The sequence below is a fragment of the Mesorhizobium sp. LEGMi-168a genome (assembly GCF_058312955.1).
The window spans coordinates 1-17,370 of sequence record NZ_JBZEGV010000035.1; the positions used below are offsets into that span (position 1 = coordinate 1).

General features: G+C 59.2%; 10 protein-coding genes, 6 pseudogenes and 1 riboswitch. Of the genes and pseudogenes, 11 read left to right on the forward strand and 5 right to left on the reverse strand.

Translation table 11 applies throughout. From position 1 onward, the window contains the following. Positions 1 to 126: 126 nt before the first annotated feature. Positions 127 to 978: pseudogene (locus AC4FWB_RS29645) on the forward strand (IS256 family transposase); the annotation flags it as partial. A gap of 446 nt (positions 979 to 1,424) precedes the next feature. Further along, a riboswitch (cobalamin riboswitch) is annotated at positions 1,425 to 1,626 on the forward strand. A gap of 93 nt (positions 1,627 to 1,719) precedes the next feature. Continuing rightward, positions 1,720 to 4,080 carry a 5-methyltetrahydropteroyltriglutamate--homocysteine S-methyltransferase gene (gene metE / locus AC4FWB_RS29650; RefSeq protein ID WP_491029785.1) on the forward strand — a complete coding sequence of 787 codons (2,361 nt, stop codon included), beginning with the start codon at positions 1,720 to 1,722 and terminating at the stop codon, positions 4,078 to 4,080. Positions 4,081 to 4,443: 363 nt separating this feature from the next. On the opposite strand, the pseudogene AC4FWB_RS29655 reads toward metE, so the two are convergent. Beyond that, positions 4,444 to 5,376, reverse strand: a pseudogene (locus AC4FWB_RS29655) (cytochrome-c peroxidase); the annotation flags it as partial. Positions 5,377 to 5,439: 63 nt separating this feature from the next. Then, positions 5,440 to 5,694 (reverse strand): hypothetical protein, encoded by a 255-nt coding sequence (locus tag AC4FWB_RS29660; RefSeq protein ID WP_491029786.1) that lies wholly within the window; start codon positions 5,692 to 5,694, stop codon positions 5,440 to 5,442. A 314-nt stretch (positions 5,695 to 6,008) separates the two neighbouring features. Between AC4FWB_RS29660 and AC4FWB_RS29665 the strand changes: the two genes are divergently transcribed. Beyond that, positions 6,009 to 6,473, forward strand: coding sequence for a Ros/MucR family transcriptional regulator (locus tag AC4FWB_RS29665; protein WP_491029787.1), 465 nt, complete (start codon positions 6,009 to 6,011; stop codon positions 6,471 to 6,473). 200 nt (positions 6,474 to 6,673) lie between these two features. Here the strand turns inward: AC4FWB_RS29665 and AC4FWB_RS29670 are convergent, their stop codons facing one another. Beyond that, entirely contained in the window at positions 6,674 to 8,044 is a 1,371-nt protein-coding gene (locus tag AC4FWB_RS29670; protein ID WP_491029788.1) for an IS1182 family transposase, read from the reverse strand. 1,349 nt (positions 8,045 to 9,393) lie between these two features. On the opposite strand from AC4FWB_RS29670, the gene AC4FWB_RS29675 reads away from it, so the two are divergent. Continuing rightward, on the forward strand, positions 9,394 to 10,089 hold the full coding sequence (locus AC4FWB_RS29675; protein ID WP_491029789.1) for an OmpW/AlkL family protein: 696 nt from the start codon (positions 9,394 to 9,396) through the stop codon (positions 10,087 to 10,089). 455 nt (positions 10,090 to 10,544) lie between these two features. On the opposite strand, the pseudogene AC4FWB_RS29680 reads toward AC4FWB_RS29675, so the two are convergent. Together AC4FWB_RS29680 and AC4FWB_RS29685 are read right to left on the reverse strand one after the other, a co-directional pair. Beyond that, positions 10,545 to 10,891, reverse strand: a pseudogene (locus AC4FWB_RS29680) (transposase); the annotation flags it as partial. A gap of 57 nt (positions 10,892 to 10,948) precedes the next feature. Next, positions 10,949 to 11,141: pseudogene (locus AC4FWB_RS29685) on the reverse strand (transposase); the annotation flags it as partial. Positions 11,142 to 11,406: 265 nt separating this feature from the next. Between AC4FWB_RS29685 and istA the strand changes: the two are divergent. From istA to AC4FWB_RS29720, 7 genes and pseudogenes are all read left to right on the forward strand, one after another. Next, positions 11,407 to 12,838: pseudogene (gene istA, locus AC4FWB_RS29690) on the forward strand (IS21 family transposase). Next, positions 12,835 to 13,647: an IS21-like element helper ATPase IstB gene (gene istB / locus AC4FWB_RS29695; RefSeq protein ID WP_491029790.1), complete on the forward strand. Its 813-nt coding sequence runs from the start codon at positions 12,835 to 12,837 to the stop codon at positions 13,645 to 13,647. Before istA ends, istB begins: the two are co-directional and overlap by 4 nt. 123 nt (positions 13,648 to 13,770) lie before the next feature. Then, a pseudogene (locus tag AC4FWB_RS29700) lies at positions 13,771 to 13,940 on the forward strand (MFS transporter); the annotation flags it as partial. Positions 13,941 to 14,174: 234 nt separating this feature from the next. Then, a complete protein-coding gene (locus tag AC4FWB_RS29705) occupies positions 14,175 to 14,939 on the forward strand; it encodes an SDR family oxidoreductase (RefSeq protein WP_491029791.1) in 765 nt (254 codons plus the stop codon). Between the two features lie 28 nt (positions 14,940 to 14,967). Beyond that, on the forward strand, positions 14,968 to 15,270 hold the full coding sequence (locus AC4FWB_RS29710) for a hypothetical protein (RefSeq protein ID WP_491029792.1): 303 nt from the start codon (positions 14,968 to 14,970) through the stop codon (positions 15,268 to 15,270). Positions 15,271 to 15,414: 144 nt separating this feature from the next. Beyond that, the gene (locus tag AC4FWB_RS29715; RefSeq protein ID WP_491029793.1) at positions 15,415 to 16,221 is read left to right on the forward strand and encodes an SDR family NAD(P)-dependent oxidoreductase; all 807 of its coding nucleotides are present in this window, start codon (positions 15,415 to 15,417) and stop codon (positions 16,219 to 16,221) included. A gap of 43 nt (positions 16,222 to 16,264) precedes the next feature. Next, on the forward strand, positions 16,265 to 17,287 hold the full coding sequence (locus tag AC4FWB_RS29720; protein WP_491029794.1) for a hydroxymethylglutaryl-CoA lyase-like TIM-barrel protein: 1,023 nt from the start codon (positions 16,265 to 16,267) through the stop codon (positions 17,285 to 17,287). Positions 17,288 to 17,370: the final 83 nt, after the last annotated feature.

Consider the following 17,370-nt stretch of genomic DNA (forward strand, 5'->3'; position numbering starts at 1 on the left):
CCGAGAACCGACCGTCAAATCCGGCCCGGAAAGTGTCCGGGACTTAGCGGAATCGCTGTCCGGGATTTAGCGGAATTGCTGTCCGCGACTTACCGAAATCGGTGTCCGGGACTTACTGAAACACGCAATCTGGTCAAGGCGATGGGGATGAGCGGCATTTCCAAGAGCCAGGTCAGCCGACTGTGCGAGGAGATCGATGGCAAGGTGAAGGCCTTCCTCGAACGCCCGATCGAAGGCGACTGGCCATATTTGTGGATCGATGCGACTTATCTGAAGGTGCGCCGCGGCGGCCGCATCGTCTCGGTCGCCGTCATCATCGCGGTGGGCGTGAACAGCGACGGCCGGCGCGAGGTGCTGGGCATGGAGATCGGCACCTCGGAAGCCGAACCGATCTGGACAGAGTTCCTGCGCAAGTTGACCCGGCGCGGCCTCAGAGGTGTCAAGCTGGTTGTCTCCGATGCTCACGAAGGCATCAAGGCAGCAGTCTCCAAGGTGCTGTGCGCCACCTGGCAACGCTGCCGGGTTCATTTCGCCCGCAATGTTCTGGCCCATGCCGGCAAGAGCGGCCGCCGCGTCGTCTCGGCCTTCATCGCCACCGCCTTCGCCCAGGAGACGGCGGAAGCCGCCAGCCTGCAATGGCGCGCCGTCGCCGACCAGATCCGGCCGAAGGTGCCGAAACTCGCCGCCATCATGGATGAGGCCGAGCATGATGTGCTTGCCTACATGAGCTTCCCCAAGGAGCATCGTGTCAAGCTGCACAGCATAAACCCGATCGAGCGGCTCAACGGTGAGATCAAGCGGCGCACAGAGGTCTTCGGCATCTTTCCCAACGACGACGCCATTGTCCGCCTCGTCGGAGCATTGCTGCTGGAGCAGAATGATGAATGGGCCGTCCAGCGTGCCCGCTACATGTCTCTTGAGACCATCAGCCAGATGAGTGATGATCCGCTCGTCAGCCTGCCGGCAGTGGCACGCTGATCAATCCGGCCCATGCCGGAGAGCACGGCGACCAATGCCGTCACCTACACCACGTCAGTGGGCACGATCTTATCGAAACTCTGAAACTAATTGGCGCCACTTACCGGTGGCAGTTTCAGGCGATCTTGATATCATTCGACGTGCTACTGCAGCATGCGACTAGCCTCGCAATTCTGCTGGCGCCACCCTACCGTCACGCCCCAATCGATCCGACCAAAGGCCCCGGCTCGCAATCTTTGCGCAGCCGAGCCAGGCCGTCTGGCAGGCGCGCGCGCCACAGCTCTGCACAGCGCTCATTTGTTGATTTGGCCCGGTCACCTATTCCTGTAGGCGAGGCCCCTAGTCGCCTTCCACGCGATTTGGAGAACACGCCGACAGCGCAACGCGCATTCGCATAATGACATAAACATTTCTTTATACGGTATTGACAAAAGAGTGGACGGCTATGATTGTCTCCGTGTCGTGGTTCTCCGTGCGGCGCTGCCGCATCGGAGCTAAGAGGGAAGCCGGTGCGATGCCGGCGCTGCCCCCGCAACTGTTAGCGGCGAGCCGACCCCACTCATGTCACTGAGGCGAACAGCCTTGGGAAGACGGGCAGAGGCTATGATCCCCGCGAGCCAGGAGACCTGCCACGGCGAACTACGTCCACGGGCGGGGTGTCTTGGCGGGCGCGGCAGCCCGGCGTTCGTGCCGGACTATTAGCGCCTTCTTTGTCCCGCGCCCCAACCATCGGGGTATGGCATGACTGTCTCTCAGCAAATTCCTGTAGCAACGCTCGGCGTGCCGCGTATCGGTCGTCGGCGAGAACTGAAATTCGCGCTTGAAAGCTATTGGTCCGGAAAATCTTGTGCTGCCGACCTTCTCGCGACGGCGAAGGCGCTCCGTGCCGCCATTTGGGAGGAGCAGCGCGATCGCGGCGTGTCGAAAATCCCGTCGAATGACTTTTCGCTCTACGACCATGTACTCGACTCCGCAGCCATGGTCGGCGCCGTGCCGCCCCGCTACGCATGGAATGGCGGCGAGGTCCCACTCGACATCTATTTCGCCATGGCCCGCGGCAACCAAGGTCAGAGGGAGGATTGTAGGCAGGCAGGCCGCCAGCACGCGGCTCATGGATCTAGCCTGAACGCGATGGAAATGACCAAATGGTTCGACACCAACTATCACTACATCGTGCCGGAACTTGACGACGATCAGGCGTTCACGCTCTCGTCGACGAAACCGGTTGATTACTTCCTCGAGGCAAAGGCCCTGGGCATTCACACACGCCCGGTCATGCTGGGGCCGGTCACTTTTCTCAAGCTGGCGAAGTCACCTGCTGAAGGGTTCAGTCCCATCGCGCTACTTCCACGGCTTTTGCCCGTCTACGAGCAACTCCTGCGGAGGTTGAAACTCTCGGGAGCCGATTGGGTGCAGATCGACGAGCCAGCGCTTGTGCTCGATCTAAACCCGAACGAACGAGCTGCATTTGAATTTGCCTATGGGCAGCTGTCAAAGGCCGCGCCCGAGCTGAAGATCATGCTGGCTACCTATTTCGGGCCGCTGGGGGACAATCTCGAGATGACGATTTCTCTGCCGGTAGCCGGGCTGCATGTCGATCTCGTGCGCGCTCCGGAGCAGTTGGAAACGATTGGTCGGCTCGCGCCTAAGGATCTGGTGCTCTCGCTTGGCTTGATCAATGGCCGCAACGTCTGGCGTGCGAACCTCACTGCCATTCTCGACCGCATCAAGCCGATCGTCGCGGGCTGGCCCTTGGACCGAGTCGAGATCGCGCCTTCGTGCTCGATGCTGCATGTGCCGATCGACTTGCGTATGGAGACGGCACTGGATGCTAACATCAGGTCGTGGCTCGCCTTCGCGGCCCAGAAGACCGGCGAGCTGGTCATCCTGGCCCGGGCCTTGTCCCAAGGTAGGGATGCGGTGGCTGGCGAGTTGAAAGCTTCTGCCGAAGCTGCCGCGACTCGCGCAACATCCACGAAGGTCCACGACCCGCTCGTTGAAGGGCGGATCGCCGACATCAACGGCGCTATGAAGCAACGAAAGAGCGCATTTGCCGAGCGTTCCAGGGTCCAGGCCCGCACGCTCGGCCTGCCGCCGTTCCCGACGACGACGATTGGATCCTTCCCGCAGACGCCTCAGGTGCGCAAGGCGCGTTCCGCTCATGCGAAGGGCCAGCTCAGCTATGTCGATTACGAAACCTTTCTGAAGAAGGAGACCGAGGCTGCTATTCGCTGGCAGGAGGAGATCGGGCTGGACGTGCTGGTGCACGGTGAGTTCGAACGAAACGACATGGTACAGCATTTCGGCGAGCATCTGTCCGGCTTCGCCTTCACACAGCAGGCGTGGGTGCAAAGCTATGGCTCCCGCTACGTGCGTCCCCCTATCATCTTCGGCGACGTGTCGCGCCCGAATCCGATGACGATGCGCTGGTGGGAATTCGCTCAGTCGCTTACGGAAAAGCCGGTGAAGGGAATGCTGACAGGCCCAGTGACCATTCTCAACTGGTCTTTTGTTCGCGACGACCTATCCCGCGCCGAGGTCTGCCGCCAGATTGCGCTCGCCATTCGCGATGAAGTGACGGATCTCGAAAGATCTGGCGCAAGGATGATCCAGATTGACGAGGCGGCATTTCGCGAAGGCTTGCCGCTGCGCAAGTGTGATTGGACGGTCTATCTCGACTGGGCTGTCGAATGCTTCCGGATCGCTTCAACGGGTGTGAAGGACGCGACTCAGATCCATACTCACATGTGTTATTCCGAGTTCAACGAGATCATCGACGCGATCGCTGAAATGGATGCGGATGTAATTTCGATTGAGACGTCACGCTCGAAAATGGAACTGCTGGACGCCTTCACGAGCTCCAAATATCCGAATGAAATCGGTCCCGGAGTTTATGACATTCACTCACCACGTGTCCCGGAAGTCGGCGAGATTTCGGCCCTCCTCATGCTTGCCCGCGAGCGACTGTCCGACGGCCAATTGTGGGTAAACCCCGACTGTGGCCTCAAAACGCGCAAATGGGAGGAGGTCCGCCCTGCCCTCATGAATATGGTCGCTGCAGCGCGCTCGCTCCGGGAGAAAGTGCAGGCCGGAAGTCTTTGATCTCTCACCATGTGTGAATCATCAACCACCGCGTGAAGGCCGTGAATGTGTAAACCGCATCTTTGGAAATAAGTTACTCCAGCGAAAATCTGCGGTATCTGCGGATCTGCAGTTTTCCTTCGACACGTGATTTGGAAGGAATACCAACTGGGACAAAAACGCCTTATAGGATAAGCTGCCTACACATTTTTTTGACCAGTCTCACGCCAGCCTAGATGCCTAACGTTATCCCATCGTAACACATTTGGATCGGGCCAAGTATTTGCGTTCTCATTGAGGTCGTGATTGTCCAGTGAAAGTCGCAATCATTGTTCATTGCGACTTTCCGTAGCCAGTTGGCCGTTTATTTTCCTAAGATGCGCGATCTTCGTCTGCCAGTTTTTCGCCAAGCTGGGTGGTCCCCATGATGGCGACGGCCTGTTTCAGATCCCAGACCTTGCCCGAATGAAAGTATGGCGCGGTGAGTGCTACGTTGCGCAGCGGCGCACGCGGAAAACATATGAACCGTCGGCTGTATTGGTGACCGCAAATCGGCCCTTGTCATTTTCCGGCAGGACGTCGGGGCTGGGCTTTTCAACGAGGCCGAATGGGTAATAGCCGTCCCCACCAACATTGACCCCGTCATGGCAGGAAGAGCAGCCCTTGTCCATGAAAAGTGTCAGGCCCTGTTTCTGTTCGGAAGTCATGGCGGCATCATCACCTTTGAGGAAATTATCGAAGGGGGCCGGCGTGACCAGTGTCGCTTCGAAGGCTTCGATTGCCTTGGCGAAGTTTTCGAATGTTACGCGATCATCTTCACCCGGGAAAGCTGTATTGAACGACTCGACATATTGCGGCATCGACTTGAGGGTGGCGATGACTTGACCCGGTGTATTGGCCATTTCAACGCTGGCTTGGAACGGTCCCTTCGCCTGAGCCTTCGGGTCTTCGGCGCGACCGTCCCAAAACTGGGCGATGTTGAAGACAGCGTTCAGTACGGTCGGCGCGTTGCGCGGTCCCTTCTGCCAGCCATGGCCGATCCAGGTCTCACGATTGTCGTCGCCGCCGGTTGCCAAGTTGTGGCAGGAGTTGCACGAGAAGACGCCTGACACCCAGACGCGAGGATCAAAGAACATTGGCTTGCCGAGCGCGATCTTCTCCGGGGTGATAGGGTTGTTGGCTACTGCCGGCGTGGTGGATGGCAAAGCCTTGAAAGTGGCCAGAGCCGTTGCTCTGAGGTCTGAGGGGGATTGCTTGCGCAGCAAAAGCGGCCTCTGCTGGCAAGGCGACAGCCACCGCAGTGAATAGGATCTTCATAAATGATCTCGTTGCGTGGTGCACGCAACCACTTTACGATATGCGCTCCGTCAACGCCTTGCGCTAGATCAGCGGCGACACCTGTTTTTTCGCGGTAGAGGCGAAACGGCCGGGAAGTGAACGCTCTTCTCGTTTGGATTCTGAGCGACGGAAGGGCGTGCTGATCGTCAGGCCCCAAGCGCTGGTGCCGGAGCGCGTTTCGATTCTCTCTGCTCCTTCTACTATGAATGAAGAAACCGGGGTCGGCACCTCGTCAGATTTCAGTTCTGGCCGGTCTCCCAGCAGTTCGTATTCTGCCTCCCGGTGTGCCTTCGCCATAGCGCGCACAACATTTGCTTACGAGCTATGGGCTTGGATATTGAGCTCCAGCTTACGCGACTGCTCTCGATATCACTGGAAATTCGGTGCAAAGCTTACGGCCAGGACGCGCCTGAAATGCGCGAAGCACCTCGGTACGGTCGCCAACAACGGACGGATCAATGGTCATGAAGGCGAATATGGCGCTATAGACGTCGCTTCTGGACGAGCGTTGGCAATAATTGCTCTTCGAGACAGTTGTTGCTTTCAGCGACAACCGGTACTATGAAGCGACGCTTCGCCGACTGTATTTCACTCGCCGCCTGGAGCGTTTAATGACGGAAGAAGCCGAAAAGATCATCGACGCCCTCATCGAGCTCACCGCCGATGTCGTGTCTGCCTATGTCTCCAACAATCCGGTTCCGGTGGGAGATCTACCCGGTTTAATCGGTCAAGTGCATGCTGCGCTCAAAGGCGCGGCCGCAGGCCTTTCCGCGGAACAGCCAGAGGCTCTCAAGCCTGCGGTACCGATCAGGAAGTCGGTGACACCGGACTACATCATTTCCCTTGAGGACGGGAAGAAATTCAAATCGCTCAAGCGCCATCTGTCGACCCATTATGGGCTCACGCCGGATGAATATCGTGCCAGATGGGGCTTGCCTGCCGATTATCCTATGGTAGCGCCGAATTACGCCGCGGCGCGCTCGGCCCTGGCCAAGACAATGGGGCTCGGCCGCAAACCGAAAGAGCCGGAGATGCCCGAGCCTGCGAAGCGGACGCGCAAGAAGGTCGCAGCTTGATTTCGGCAATCGAGAGTCGTTCGGGAGCGGCGCAGCCTGGGCTTAACCCGCATGGAATATAAAAAAGGCGGGATCAAACCCGCCTCCAGACCGCTGACAAACCCGTCGATTTTCGGCGGGGTTTTGTTTTGTGGGTTGATTGCACTTGGCAAATTGATGTCGGGAGGCAATGTCAGGAGGCTGGCGACGCAGGTTGGGCCTCATGCGAGGCTCGGTTTAGGCTTTGGCCAGAGGCTGATTGCGATCTTTTTCATGTTCTGGGCGGCGGCTGCGATCAGGCACTGGCAGGCGACGCGTGTTCGCCCTCGGAAGTGGGCGTAGCGATGGCCGAAGAGCTGCTTGGCATCGGCGAAGGATCGCTCGACGGTCTCCTTGCGGCGGCGATAGATGGCCTTGCCCCATGCCGTGAGCCGGTTGGCGTCGACGCGCTCGCGGGCGTCCTGCCAGACATGACGTGTGATGGTGCGCTCGGCCTTGGCGTTTGATGTGCAGGAGGCCAGCAGCGGACAGTCGCGGCAGATGGCTGGGTCGCTCCTATATTGGCGGTAGCCGGCGCGATCGGTTGTGGCGTAAGTGAGCAACTGACCCTGCGGGCAACGATAGCCGTCCAGCTCCGCTTCATGGACGAAGTCGCTCTTCCGCATCTTGCCGGGCTTTGGCGGGCTCGGGTTGCGATAGCCGATGACGCCCCGGACGTTCCTGTCTTCCAGTCCCTTGGCGATGCCCGGCGTGGCATAGCCGGCATCCAGCCCCGCCGCCGCCACCGTGAAGCCGAAGCGCTCCACCTGGCGGTCGAGCCGGCCAAGATAGACGATCGAGTCGTGCACGTTGGCCGGCGTGGTGTATGTGTCGGTGATGATGCCGCAGCGCCCATCCACCGTGCGGTGATCGAGGTAGAAGAAGCCCTTCGGCTTGCCCTCGCGCACCATGTAGCCGGCCTCCGGATCGGCGCGCGAGACCTTGGTCTGCTTCTCAGGCGGCTTGCGCTGCTTGTCCTTCAGCGGCTTCTGGCCATGCAGCGCCCGCTCGGCCTCGATCGCGCGGTCGAGATCGGCCCAGTAGTCGGCACGCGACTTGGCGACCATGGCAAGGTCGTATTTGCCCTTGTTGGCGTTGGCCTTCAGATGCGTGCTGTCGGTATAGAGCACCGTGCCGTCGACCAGACCCACCCGGATCGCCTGCTCGACGATGCGGTCGAAGATCGCTTGCGCGATGCTCTCGTCCTGGTAGCGCCGCCGACGGTTCTGCGACAGTGTCGAGGCGTCGAACACCTTGTCCGTCAGCTTCAGCCGCAGGAACCAGCGATAGGCGACGTTGACCTCGATCTCGCGCACCAACTGACGTTCCGAGCGAACTCCGAACAGGTAGCCGATGAACAAGGCCTTGAACATCAAGGTCGGATCCAGCGGCGGCCGGCCGTTGTCCGCGCAATACAGCGGCGCCGTCAGATCGTGGATGAAGGAGAAGTCGATCGCTCGATCGATCTTGCGAAGCAGATGATCCGCCGGAACCAGTTGGTCCAACGTTACCATCTCAAGCGCGGTCTGTTCGGGGGCGGGTCGCTTCAACATGACCCAGTGAATCAAAAACCCCCGGCTAACGCCAGGGGTTTTGTCAGCAGTCTGAAGGCGGGGTCAAACCCGCCTTCCTTTTCGTAACAGCCTTCCTTCACAAGCAATTCGCGACGCCTTACAGCAACTGGTGCTCGACCTTACAGTTGAGCCAAGTTCTTTCTCGCTCTTATCGATCAGCCGTGGCTACCTCCGGGCGCACCGCGCCCACTCTTGCCAGGACGAAGGAAAAAAACTTCAGCCAGCTTTGCTGAGGCTGCCAGCGGAGGATTTGCTAGTTTAGCGGTCCTGTTCGATCTCGTAGCCGAGACTTCGGCGCGGCAAAAACGAAATTCCGGCACTGGAAATGATCAGGCAGTGGCAGCTGTGTCTTGTGCTGCCACTTCAGCATGGCCTCCAGAGTACCCAATCCTCCAATGTCGCGTTTATAGCTGCTCCTTGGAGGTCGGTCATGGAAGGTTTTAGCTGCCGAGGCTCGTAGGGCGTGCTGACGGCGATCCAGCACTGCATATCGCTCACTAGACGCCCTTCGTTGCGTGACGCATTACTCGTCGAGCTTCCATGTCAATGACGTGGTAGTACACGGTAAGCGGTAGAGCAACTCGCCAACGTCAGAACGCGTGGTGTCATAGACATGTCCGTGTTCACACCGAGATAGACACCTCCCGTCGTGTGAGCGCCGAGTTCAAATCGGTCTGACCAATTGCCTTTGATCGGTCTTAGGTTGATTACCGCCATTACGCCTCTCTCGCATGTGTTCTCTGTGAAGTGCGATTGAAGGTTGTGATCATTCGCTCCCTGTCACCGGTACCCGCCTCCAGCAACCCGTCACACTCATCAGGACCATGGCGATGCTGGTTGCACTTGTTGTCGGATCTTTGACGATGTCCGACATGAGACACGGCGCTGTAAAGTGATCGCGTTGTTCTGCAATCATTTTCCTAGTTGGCACGACACTTGCAGTCGTATGCGCAAATGCGTTGCCGCGGCGCGGACTGGGAGAACTCATCATGATCACGCCCAGTAAACATGCGATCGCCGCCGCGAAAACTAAGCTTTCCCGAGCCGGAGGAGAACCTCGCGCTTGTTTTCCAGTCGACATCATTTTTCACGTTGTCCGGGCATGACCGCATTCGATTTCCACCCAACGCTGAGTTCTCCCGACGACGATCACTATCTTTGGCTTAAGATGTAGAAGGAGAACGGGCACATCCATGGACCGCCAGCCAGTCGGCCAGGGACCCTGGAGCACTTCGGTGGAAAGCAGTTCGATCGCGATCGCGACGCTCTGACGACGATTTTCGACCGTCCCGACAAGATTCCCCTGATCACAAGGAGAAGAGAATATCATGCAGAGAAAGGGAATGGGCGTGGCCCGGGGAGTAGCAACGGGCCTTGTCCTGATGGTGATGGGACAGCAGGCCGTCGCGGCCGAGCTTGCGCAAGCCGCGAACGTCCCGCAGGCGGGAGTCCCGGTCGCGGAATGGCCAAGCCCTTGGCAGATCCGACTGCGCGCGCTGGGGGTCATCACCGAGGATTCGGGCCACGTTAATGGGGTGCCCGGCTCCGATCTTTCCTATTTGGACACCGTGACGCCGGAACTCGATATCTCCTATTTTTTCACGGACAACATCGCCACCGAGCTTATCCTTGGCACCACCTACGCAAACGTCAACGGCCAGGGAGAGATCGGCGGGCTGGGCAACATCGGCAAGGTTTGGCTGCTACCGCCCACGCTCACATTGCAGTATCACTTTACCAATTTCGGCGCATTCATGCCTTATGTCGGTGCCGGCGTGAACTACACGATCTTCTATAACCAGGATGTCGGCAGTGCCGATGCTCTCGATATTAAGAACACGTTCGGCGTCGCGCTGCAGTTAGGATTTGACTACATGATGAACCAACATTGGGGCGTCAACTTCGACATGAAGAAGCTTTTCCTCAAGCCAGATTTCGACGTCACGGTGGACGGCGCGAAACTAGCAGGAAAAGCTGCTCTCGATCCGTGGTTGATAGGCGCAGGTGTCACCTACCACTTCTAATCATGAAAAGCGAAGGCGGCTTGGTGATAGCTGATCTCAACTGAAGTGGCGCCTTGTGCGACCTTTTTATGGTCGTTCCTTCACAGACGACACTTAAGGAAGCCGTTGTTCAGGAGCGGTCGCTCGCTTGCCCGGACCAAGAAAGTGTACTTGGTCAATGCAATCCGACCAACGTTTGAAATGGGATGGCCAGATGCGCCTCGGATCACGGTGACTACCTTCTGGAATGTTGATAGAATCACTTTGCCCGCCAACAGTCTACTGGCTGTGCCTCTGGGAACTCGACGCTCCTCGTCGCCGACAAGATGTCTGTTCAGCCATGTTGAGACAGCTAGCTGTTCTTTGCGCAGCCCGAGACCCGCGTTTGCCCTCCCCATGGCTTGACCCCGCAATGATGCTGTCTGTGAGGTTGTGTGCGTCAAGATCTGCAAAAACGGGGCGGCCATGATGGCTGGTCATGCGGCTTGGCGTGGTGCGAGCTTCCTGTGTTCGCGCAAATCATCCATGTTGATGTAGCGATTTGCCTCCATCCAGTTCTCGTGGGTTTCGACGGCCAAAGCCCTGACGAGACGCAGGCAGCTCTCGGGGTTATCGCACGACATAGGTGCGGGGCCTGATCTCCCCGTTGAGACGCTCCAGCATGTTGGTGCTCTTGAGGTGGCTGTGGTGTTGGCGCGACAGCCGGAAGGAGGTGAGCGTCAGCTCGGTGTTCCCCTCGACCCAGGCGATCAGCCGGGGATAGTGGGGACGCCCATTTGGATAGCCATGCGGCGAGGTCGACCTTGGCCTCTGCAAGGTCACGCGGGACTGTTAGGAATTCTATGCGCGAGGCCGGTTTCGTCATTGCCGACGAAGCGCTCCCGAAGACGACGGCGAACTGTGTCTTGGCCTCGAACCACTCGCGCGGCGGTCGTTTCCATCCTCGGCGCGTGGTTGAGCACCAGATATAGCAGCTTCATGGCGGTGTCGTCATTGAGGAAGTGGCCGGTGGTGCGGACGGCGCGGCGAAGCTTCGAGTTCAGCGCCTCGATCGCATTCGTAACCGGTATGATCATGACGGTGCCATCCGATCTCCGCTGGAGATGAGCGATCTTCGGCGTATGGTGCGACCATCCGGGACAGGGGCACCTGCGGCGCGGCGATCAAGGTGAGAGTGCAGCGTCAATCAGGATGAGAACGCCGCTGGGCGGGAACGTAGGGAGGGCGTAGCCCGACCGGAGTTTCCGTCCAGCGGCGGCGGCCCGTTTTCAGGGTCTGTCTGGTGGTCGCGGTCGGCCGGGTATGCCGGTGGTTTTTCCGATTCGGAGGAATCACTTTGTGCCCGGCCGCCACGTAACCGACCATCAGATGAGGCTTTACATGAAGCTCAGACAGACCCATCCGACGATCCTTGCCGCGGCAAAGGCATCGATCAGCGTGGCAACGGCCTACCGGATCGAGACGGATCCAAGACTTCCCTCGCAGAAGAAGGAGCTGCGCGGCCGCCGGCGCCCCGATCCGCTCGCCGACATTTTCGACGCCGAAGTCGTCCCGCTGTTGAAGGCCGGGCCCGGCATTCGGTCTGTGGCCGTTTTCGAGGAGATGATGCGCCGTCATCCCGAGTTGGGCGAGGGCGTGCGCCGTACGCTGGAGCGGCGCATCCGCGCCTGGCGCGCCGTTCATGGCGAGGAACAGGAGGTCATCTTCCGCCAGGTGCACGAGTCCGGCCGGCTCGGGCTGTCGGATTTCACCGACATGGCCGCCTTCGGCGTCACGATCACCGGTCAGCCGCTCGACCACCGGCTCTACCATTTCCGGCTCGCCTATTCCGGCTTCGAGCACGCCCACGTCGTGCTGGCGGCGAGAGCTTCGTTGCTCTGGCCGAGGGTCTGCAGAACGCGCTTTGGTCGCTCGGCGGCGTGCCGCGCGAGCACTGCTCCGACAGCCTCTCGGCGGCCTTCCGCAACCTGGACAGGGACGCGCGCGAGGACCTGACGCGCCGCTATGAGGAACTCATCGCGCACTATGGCATGACGGCTTCGCGCAACAATGCCGGCGTCGCCCATGAGAACGGCGCCATCGAAGGCCCGCACGGCCATCTCAAGCGGGCGATCGAGGATGCGCTTCTGCTGCGCGGGTCGCGCGATTTCGACGACCTGGCCGCCTATCGCCGCTTCGTCGACGAGATCGTCGGTCGCCGCAATGCCCGCAATGCCAAGCGCATCGATGCCGAGCGCACCCAGCTTCGGGACCTGCCTGAGCGGCGCACCGCCGATTTTGAGGAGCTCAGCGTGCGCGTCACCTCATCGGGCGGCTTCACGCTGCGCAAGGTCTTCTACACCGTGCCGTCGCGCCTTATCGGTCATCGCCTGCGCGTGCGCCTCTACGACGACCGGCTCGATGTCTTTATCGGCGGCACGCATCTCATGACACTGCCGCGCGGGCGTGCCTCCCCGTCCGGCAAGCACGATCAGGTCGTCAATTACCGGCACGTCATCTCCTCGTCGAGCGTCTGCCCGAGCGCCAGGCCTGCCGCTTCATGGTCGAGCTTCTGGCCATGGCCCACGAGCGCGGCTGCGAGAGCGAGCTGGCGGACGAACTGTCCGTCTGCCTCGACAGTCACAGGCTCCCCGACATGGCTGCCCTGCGTGCCCGCTTCACGCCCGATCCCGCACGCCTGCCCAATGTCGTCGTCCGCCTGGCACCGCTTCAGGCCTACGAGACACTCATCGGCGCCAACCACGAGCCCGTGATGGGAGATGCGGCATGAAGAACCTCTCCATAGACCCCGCCAGGCTCAGCCTGCTCCTCAACGAGCTGCGGCTGCCCGCCAGCAAGGTGATCTGGCTGCAGTTCGCCGAGCAGGCCGACAAGGAGGGTTGGCCCGCCGCACGCTTCCTCACCGCGCTCGTCGAGCACGAACTGGCCGAACGCGATCGCCGCCGCATCGAGCGCCACCTCGCAGAGGGCCGCCTCCTGCCCGGAAAGACCCTCGACACCTTCGCGTTCGAGGCCGTGCCGATGATCTCCAAGGCTCAGGTCATGGCCATCGTTGCCGGCGACACTTGGCTGGAGAAAGGTGCAAATTTGCTCCTGTTCGGCCCGCCCGGCACCGGCAAGAGCCATCTCGCCTCGGCGATCGGTCTCGCCCTCATCGAGCACGGCTACAGAGTGCTGTTCACGCGCACCACAGACCTCGTCCAGAAGCTGCAGCAGGCCCGTCGCGACCTCGCCCTCGAGAGCGCGCTGGCCAAGCTCGACAAGTTCGACCTGCTCATCCTCGACGACCTCGCATACGTCACCAAGGACCAGGCCGAGACCAGCGTGCTCTTCGAGCTCATCAGCGCCCGCTACGAGCGACGCTCCATGCTGATCACCGCCAACCAGCCCTTCGGCGAGTGGGGGAAGGTCTTCCCGGACCCCGCCATGACGCTCGCCGCCGTCGACCGGCTCGTCCATCACGCCACCATCTTCGAGATGAATGTCGAAAGCTACAGGCGTCGCCAGGCGGTCGAGCGCAGAAAGGGGCCAGGGCGGCCCGCCTCATACGCAACACCCGCCAACATCGCCCCTGATTGACGCGCCGCGACAATCAACCTGACAAAGCACTTGCGCGCGTCAATCAAAGCCGCAATCATCACACCCGCCGCGACGCCAGATTCTCATCCAGATTGTCGCGCACCTCTCTCCCAGATTGTCGCGCTACACTTCACACCTTCGCTGGTGGTGGCGACTATCGTGCTCACACTTGGCGGTGCCGGTTGGGTGGTCGCCTGGACAGGGCTTGACGTGAGCGTGCAATTGTCGAGTCCGGGCTGGTCGTCGGTCGCACGCTCTCGATCTATTCCGCCCCTTCCTCCGGCGGCGCAGCGTGAAGTGCATGGACAAGATGGATATACGCGCCTCGCCCGCTGACGATGGATCGTTCGAAGTCGCCGCCGAGCCGGCGGAATCCGAGCCAAGTGAAAGAGACATACATGTCGGGAATCCGACGTAAGAGCAAAAACAGACGTTTATCAGCACGGATATCATACTGTTTTAGGCCATTTTTCGTTTGGCACGGCGCATGCTCTGCTGTCTGCAGGGGTGCCAAGGAGCATTGTGAGATGGACTTACGGCTTGACGGCAAGGTGGCGATGGTCGCGGCCGCCTCCAGCGGCTTAGGTTTGGCCACAGCTGAGGAGCTGTCGAATGAAGGGTGCCGCCTATCCATTTGTGGACGGGACTCAGTGCGGCTGGAAAGGGCAGTGGACCGGTTGCGCAGCAAAGGGGCCAAAGTGTTGGCGCGCGCGACCGATGTTACCGATTGTGCGGATGCAGCGGCTTGGATTGCCGAGACAGCAGCGCATTTTCAGAGCATCGACATCTTGGTGACGAATTGCGGCGGTGTTTCTGCCGGCCCACCCTCTGCCATGACGCCTAAGGACTTCCACGATGCGTTTGACCGGGTGCTTTTGCCTTCGATAAATCTAGTTACGGCTGCCTTGCCCTATCTGCGGCGCTCACAGGCGGGGCGAATATTGATGCTCGCTTCCGAGGCTATCGTACGGACCCCAGCACATTTCGCACTGTCGGGTGTCGCACGAGCGGGGCTGGTGCCCTACTGCCACGCACTCGTTCAAGAATTGTCGGGCGAGAGCATCACCGTAAACGTGCTCGCTCCTGGTGCGCACAGCACGGCAATTCATGAAGCCAATCGACTGGGCGACCACGCCGAAGCTATCTGTGCGCTTGAGGATAGAACGCCGGCCCGACGGCTCGGCGATCCCTCAGAATTCGCAGCAGTCGCGACATTCTTGGCCAGCCCCCGCGCGGCCTATGTCAGCGGCACTTTGATCGTCATCGATGGTGGACTGAGTGCTACGGTCTGAGCAATTCGTCGGACTAAGGAGCCGTCGCATGAACCAAGCCAACCCAAGGAGAGCCGTCGTCGGTCTTAGCCCCTTAATCGCCTATTCGCGCATTCGAGATCGTCCTGAGCAGGATCTCTTTTCCCCCTTTAGTCTTCTAACCCTTGGAAATAAACCCGCAAACCGACCAACCAGGCGCCTGATGGTGTGCGATCAATTCAAAATAGTCGATCTTTCACAGCGAGAGCCCGGTTATTGGCGTAAAGTGAATTGTGAAGAGGTGGTTGAGGCAACTGCGGGCGACGAGGCACTCCATGAGTTTCGATATACTTTTGATTTGTCGAAATGTTGAACAATACCACGCGGCTGGATTGGAGCGCATGAAGCGCAGTCCGCAATACGAGGCCGTTTTGCGATTTGCGCCACGTTAAACTGGCTGCCGAAGGAGCACCTTGGTGTGAATAAGCGAAAATTATAGTTGGAGTGGTAAACAATTATGTCTGACACAACTCGCAATTCCGGGATTGGCGCGGAAGGGTACCAGGAGCTCTTTGGTGTTGCTCGTAAGGTAGTCTGCATCTCAGGCTCGAGTCGCGGCCTGGGAAAGTCGCTCGCCACCTGCTTCGGAAGGCTAGGGGCAAAGATAGTCCTTTCCTCGCACAATATTGAAGAATTGACCGAAGCAGAGGCCGAACTTGCGGGCCAAAATATTGACGTGATTGCCATCCGCGCTGATGTGAGGTCGCACGATGATTGCAAGGCACTAATCAGTGGCTCGGTCGGCCGGTTTGGGCAGATCGATGTGATGGTTTGCAACGCGGGTGTCGACATCATCAAGCCAGCGCATTGCTACGAAGAGCCGGAATGGGACGAAATTGTCGATACCAATCTGCGTGGCTATTACTATTGTGCCAAGTTCGCCGCCAAAGCCATGCTGGATCAAGGCGGCGGGAGCATCATCATGACATCTTCGGTCGCCAGTTCGCTCGGGATACCGGGGCTGGCCGTCTATGCTGCGAGCAAGGGGGGCGTCAATCAACTGACGCGCACCATGGCGGTGGAATGGGCCAACAAGGGTATTCGTGTAAACGCTGTCGCGCCTGGATTCATCAACAACTTCATGGATGGGGTGCATCCCAACCTCGACAGCCCCTATCAGCGCCGCGCAGTGGAGCTCACTCCGATGCGACGCCGTGGCAATTTGTCCGAGTATTTCGGGCCATACATCTTCCTCGCGAGCCCGGCTTCGTCGTTCGTAACAGGCGAGATTCTCTATGTCGATGGGGGTTACGCTGCGAACTGATGCAGGATGCTTCTTGTTATTGCTGTATTTGGGAGCCTTAGTAATGGTAGGCAATATACCGGCTGGATTGAATGTCTTAGACTGCACCTTGCGCGATGGTGGCTACTACACAGATTGGGATTTTGCGCCGGAACTGGTGTCGGACTATGTGGATACCATAAACACTCTTCCAGTGCGCATGGTCGAACTGGGACTCGTTGGAAAACCTAAAAGTCACGGATATTTCGCAAACCTAACAAGCTCTAAGGCCGAACAGGTGGCGGCCGCTCTCTTGGTCGAGGCATGCGTGATGATCGACGCCAAGGATGTGCTCGCGAGTGAACTGCCGGTGCCCCTTGCAGTGGCCCGCCTGACAGAAGGACTAATACGCGGGGCTATCACGACCATCCGCTTGGCGACGCATTACAACAATTTGGCTGCCTCTAGGAGTATTTGCGCCGAGTTGGCTCAGAAGGGTTTCCGCGTATTTTTAAACGTCATGCAAATCGACGCCGCGAATGCGGCGGAGGTTGAGATGTGCCTGAAAGAGGCAAAGCAGGTCGACGCCGTCGAGGTGCTTTATATTGCCGATTCCTTTGGCTCCATGACGCCGGCTCGAGTTCAAGAGTTTATTGATCGGTTCGCTGTGCGAATTGAACCTGACATTGGTTTCCACGGCCACGACAACCGCGGATATGCGCTGGTCAATTCACTAACCGCGGCTATGGCGGGAGCGACTTGGATAGACTGCACTATGGGCGGCATGGGTCGCGGGGCAGGAAATGCGGCCAGTGAGCAGCTCCTGCCGATGCTTGCGGGCCTCGAAACATCGAAGGAACGGGCACTCCTTGAGCACGTCCTGCGGTACTTCGATCCGCTCCGCAAACGGCATGGTTGGGGCAGCAGCGTCGCTTATCAATTCGCCGGCTCAAACTTTATCCATCCGACCTATGTTCAAAAGCTACGTGAAGGCGGGACATTATCTGACGCCGCGATTATCAACCGTCTTTCGTGTCTCCACCCCGATGAGCGAACGAGTTTTGCCAATGAAAGGCTGTCGGCGCTGATGGCGGAGGACATCGCCTGACCGCAGATGTCTCTGTTTCGGTGTCCCTTTTTGCCAAATTGGAGAAAGCCATGGCTCTACCAAATGCGGTTGAGAAACCACCG

Coding starts and splice junctions, on each gene's coding strand:
- metE (WP_491029785.1), top strand. CDS start 1,720: ATGACTGTCTCTCAGCAAATTCCTGTAGCAACGCTCGGCGTGCCGCGT.
- AC4FWB_RS29660 (WP_491029786.1), bottom strand. CDS start 5,694: ATGGCGAAGGCACACCGGGAGGCAGAATACGAACTGCTGGGAGACCGG.
- AC4FWB_RS29665 (WP_491029787.1), top strand. CDS start 6,009: ATGACGGAAGAAGCCGAAAAGATCATCGACGCCCTCATCGAGCTCACC.
- AC4FWB_RS29670 (WP_491029788.1), bottom strand. CDS start 8,044: ATGTTGAAGCGACCCGCCCCCGAACAGACCGCGCTTGAGATGGTAACG.
- AC4FWB_RS29675 (WP_491029789.1), top strand. CDS start 9,394: ATGCAGAGAAAGGGAATGGGCGTGGCCCGGGGAGTAGCAACGGGCCTT.
- istB (WP_491029790.1), top strand. CDS start 12,835: ATGAAGAACCTCTCCATAGACCCCGCCAGGCTCAGCCTGCTCCTCAAC.
- AC4FWB_RS29705 (WP_491029791.1), top strand. CDS start 14,175: ATGGACTTACGGCTTGACGGCAAGGTGGCGATGGTCGCGGCCGCCTCC.
- AC4FWB_RS29710 (WP_491029792.1), top strand. CDS start 14,968: ATGAACCAAGCCAACCCAAGGAGAGCCGTCGTCGGTCTTAGCCCCTTA.
- AC4FWB_RS29715 (WP_491029793.1), top strand. CDS start 15,415: ATGTCTGACACAACTCGCAATTCCGGGATTGGCGCGGAAGGGTACCAG.
- AC4FWB_RS29720 (WP_491029794.1), top strand. CDS start 16,265: ATGGTAGGCAATATACCGGCTGGATTGAATGTCTTAGACTGCACCTTG.